Below are 3,846 nucleotides of genomic sequence, written 5' to 3'. Positions count from 1 at the left end.
AAATCGGCAGTCTGGACGTCGGCTGCATAGCCGATGTCTGCCTTTGGGACTGGTCGGCCAATACCGTCGACAGCACGCGCCAGGCCGCCGCGCGCGACCTGCACGAAAAAGTCTTCGCCTGGATGATGTTGGCCGACGAGCGCCACCTGCGTGGCGTTTGGGTCGCTGGCCGGCGCATGCGTTGAGGAAGCACCATGACTAGCTTGCGACTTGAACTCACAGGCATCAGCAAACAGTACCCGGCAGTGCGCGCCAACGACCGTGTGAACCTGCGCGTCAAGCCCGGCGAGATCCACGCCGTACTGGGCGAAAACGGCGCGGGCAAGTCCACGCTGATGAAGATGATCTACGGCGCGGTGCGGCCCGACGAAGGCGAGATTCGCTGGAACGGCGAGCCGGTGCAGGTGCGCAACCCGGCCGAAGCACGCGCGCTGGGCATCAGCATGGTGTTCCAGCACTTCAGCCTGTTCGACACGCTGACTGCGGCCGAGAACGTGTGGCTGGGCCTGGGTAAGAACACCACGCTGGCCGAGGTGACGGCGCGCATCACCGAGGTCTCCAAGGTCTACGGGCTCGACGTCGCGCCGCTGCGCCCGGTGCACACGCTGTCGGTCGGCGAACGCCAGCGGGTGGAGATCGTGCGTGCACTGATGACGTCACCGAAGCTTTTGATCCTCGACGAACCCACCTCGGTGCTCACGCCCCAGGCGGTCGAAACCCTCTTCGTCACGCTGCGAAAGCTGGCGAGCGAGGGCTGCAGCATCCTCTACATCAGCCACAAGCTCGACGAGATCCGTGCGCTGTGCCACCACTGCACCGTGCTGCGCGGCGGCAAGGTCACCGGCGAGGTCGACCCGACGCAAGAGACCAACGCCAGCCTGTCCAAGCTGATGGTCGGCGCCGAGCCACCCGAGTTGAAACACGAGCCGCGCACACCCGGCGACGTGGTGCTCGCCGTGCGCGAGCTAAGCCTGCCCAAACTCGACCAGTTCGGCATGAATCTGCAAGGCATCGGTCTGGAAGTCAGAGCCGGCGAGATCGTCGGCATCGCCGGTGTCTCGGGCAACGGCCAGCAGGAGCTGATGGCCGCGCTCTCGGGCGAAGACACACGCGCTGCGCCAGGTGCCATCCAGCTGTTTGGCAAGCCCATCGGCAACCAGGCGCCACAAACTCGACGTGAGGCCGGGCTGCACTTCGTTCCCGAAGAGCGGCTGGGCCGCGGCGCTGTGCCCACCTTGTCGCTCGCGCAGAACACGCTGCTCACCCGCACCGAAGCAGTCGGCCGTGGTGGCTGGTTGAACACCCAACAAGTGGCCGATCTGGCGCGCCACCTCATCGCCCGCTTCAACGTGAAAGCCGGTGGGCCCGATGCAGCAGCCAAGAGCCTCTCAGGCGGCAACCTGCAAAAGTTCCTGGTCGGCCGAGAGATCGATGCCAACCCGAAACTCCTGATCGTGTCGCAACCGACCTGGGGTGTGGACGTGGGCGCGGCGGCACAGATTCGCGGCGAGCTGCTCAAGCTGCGCGACGCGGGCTGCGCCGTGCTGGTGGTGAGCGAAGAGCTCGACGAGCTGTTCGAGATCAGCGACCGGCTGCTCGTCATTGCACAAGGCCGCATGTCACCCAGCATCGCCACCCGCGAGGCCACCATCCCGCAGATCGGTGAGTGGATGTCGGGGCTGTGGGGTGATGCCCAAGAGAACAAGAGCCAAGAGGCGACCCATGCTCAAGCTTGAAGCCCGGCCCGAGCCGAGCCGGTGGATGTCGGTCGCCTCGCCGCTGCTGGCGCTGGCCATCACGGTGGTGGTCGGCGTCATCTTGTTCATGGTGCTCGGCAAAGACCCGCTGCGTGGTCTGCAGGCTTTCTTCGTCGAGCCGGTGAAGAGCTGGTACGCGCTGACCGAGCTGGCGATGAAGGCCACACCGCTGTTGCTGATCGCGTTGGGTCTGGCGGTGTGCTTCCGCTCCAACGTGTGGAACATCGGCGCCGAAGGGCAGTTCGTGCTCGGCGCCATCGCGGCCAGCGGCGTGGCGATGATGGCCGACAAGGACAGCAGCCGATGGATCGTGCTCGCCATCCTGCTCGCCGGTGTGCTGGGCGGCATGCTGTGGGCCGGCATCGTGGCGCTGTTGCGCGACAAGGCCAACGCGAGCGAGATCCTGGTCAGCCTGATGCTCGTCTACGTGGCCGAGATGGTGCTGAGCTACCTCGTCTACGGGCCCTGGAAAGACCCGGCCGGCTACAACTTCCCGCAGACGATCAATTTCCTCGCCGTCACCCAGGTGCCCAAGCTCTTCACCGGCTTTCGCATCAACATCGGCTTCGTGATCGCGCTGGTGTCGGTGGGCTTGTTCTGGCTGTTCCTCTTTCGCAGCTATTCGGGCTACCAGTTGCAGGTGGGGGGCCTCGCGCCAGCCGCGGCGCGTTACGCCGGCTTCTCGTCGCGCAAGGCCTTGTGGACGGCGCTGCTGCTCTCGGGTGGCATGGCCGGTCTGGCGGGTGCGCTGGAGGCCGCCGGCCCGCTGGGCCAGCTCACGCCGCATGTGCCAGCGGGTTATGGCTTCGCCGCCATCATCGTGGCCTTTGTGGGGCGGCTGCACCCGGTGGGCATTGTGTTTTCGGCCATCCTGATGAGCATGTTCTACATCGGTGGTGAGCTGGCGCAGTCGCGCCTGGGCCTGCCCAAATCGCTGACGGGTGTGTTCCAGGGGCTGTTGCTGTTTTCGCTGCTGGCGTGCGACACGCTGATCCACCACCGCGTGCGCTGGAAGGCCTCGCGCATCTCCGTTCGGGCTGAGCCTGTCGAAGCCAGCGCCGTGCACACGGGCCCTTCGACAGGCTCAGGGCGAACGGAAACCCCTCAACGCCCTGCAGGAGAAGCCTGATGGACGCCTTGGCCCTGCTGCTCGCCGCCACGCTGAACTCGGGCGCCGTGCTCGCGTTTGCCGCCTTGGGCCTGTTGATCAACGAACGCGCCGGCATCGTCAACCTCGGTGCCGAAGGGATGATGCTGGTGGCTGCCATCGCCGGCTTTGCGGTGGCGGTGCACACCGGCAACGAATGGGTCGGCCTGGGCGCGGGGGCTGTGGCGGGCGCGTTGCTCGCCGCGGCCTTTGGCCTCCTGGTGATCTGGCTCAACACCAACCAGTACGCCACCGGCCTCGCCTTGAGCCTCTTCGGCGCCGGCTTCTCGGCCTTCGTGGGCATCAGGTACACGCAAGAAAAGCTGCCCGAGCGTCTGCAGTTCCAGATCCCGGGGCTGACCGACATCCCCTTCATCGGGCCGGCCTTCTTTCGCCTGCACGTGATGGTCTACATCGCCATCGTGTTGACGATTGCACTGGCCTGGTTCCTCTACCGCTCACGCGCCGGGCTGGTGCTGCGCGCGGTGGGCGAGTCGCCCGAAGCGGCGCATGCGTTGGGCTACCCGGTCCGGCGCATCCGCCTCGCGGCGGTGATGGTGGGCGGCGCGCTGTGCGGCCTGTCGGGCGCCTACATCTCGGTGGTCTACACGCCGCGGTGGGTGGAAGGCATGGTCGCTGGCAAAGGCTGGATCGCGCTGGCCCTCACCACCTTTGCCACCTGGCGGCCGGCACGCGTATTGCTCGGTGCTTACCTGTTCGGCGGCGTGACGATGTTGCAGTTCCATTTGCAGGGCGAAGGGGTGCAGGTGTCGAGCCAGTTGCTGACCATGCTGCCCTACCTCGCCACCATCGTGGTGCTGGTCTTGATCTCGCGCAACGCCACCTGGATCCGCGTGAACATGCCGGCCTCGCTGGGCAAGCCGTTCTTTCCTGGGAGCTGATAATCCGAAGTGCGCTTCACGAGGGCGCCTCAATCCTGTT

General features: G+C 66.0%; 3 protein-coding genes and 1 pseudogene. All 4 read left to right on the top strand.

What is annotated here, in order from left to right; genetic code table 11:
• A pseudogene (locus RMO40_RS24770) lies at positions 1-185 on the top strand (guanine deaminase); the annotation flags it as partial.
• Between the two features lie 9 nt (positions 186-194).
• On the top strand, positions 195-1,736 hold the full coding sequence (locus tag RMO40_RS24765) for an ATP-binding cassette domain-containing protein (RefSeq protein WP_309726511.1): 1,542 nt from the start codon (positions 195-197) through the stop codon (positions 1,734-1,736).
• Complete coding sequence (locus RMO40_RS24760) at positions 1,723-2,886, top strand: ABC transporter permease subunit (protein WP_309726508.1); 1,164 nt, start codon at positions 1,723-1,725, stop codon at positions 2,884-2,886. Before RMO40_RS24765 ends, RMO40_RS24760 begins: the two co-directional genes overlap by 14 nt.
• Complete coding sequence (locus RMO40_RS24755) at positions 2,886-3,806, top strand: ABC transporter permease (RefSeq protein WP_309726506.1); 921 nt, start codon at positions 2,886-2,888, stop codon at positions 3,804-3,806. The genes RMO40_RS24760 and RMO40_RS24755 overlap by 1 nt, the downstream gene beginning before the upstream one ends.
• Positions 3,807-3,846 lie beyond the last annotated feature (40 nt).

Origin of the sequence: Rhizobacter sp., assembly GCF_031412075.1 — a bacterium.
Classification (GTDB): Bacteria; Pseudomonadota; Gammaproteobacteria; order Burkholderiales; family Burkholderiaceae_C; genus Rhizobacter.
The sequence above is the reverse complement of the archived record's forward strand: the minus strand, read 5'-3'. Positions and strand labels throughout refer to the sequence as shown.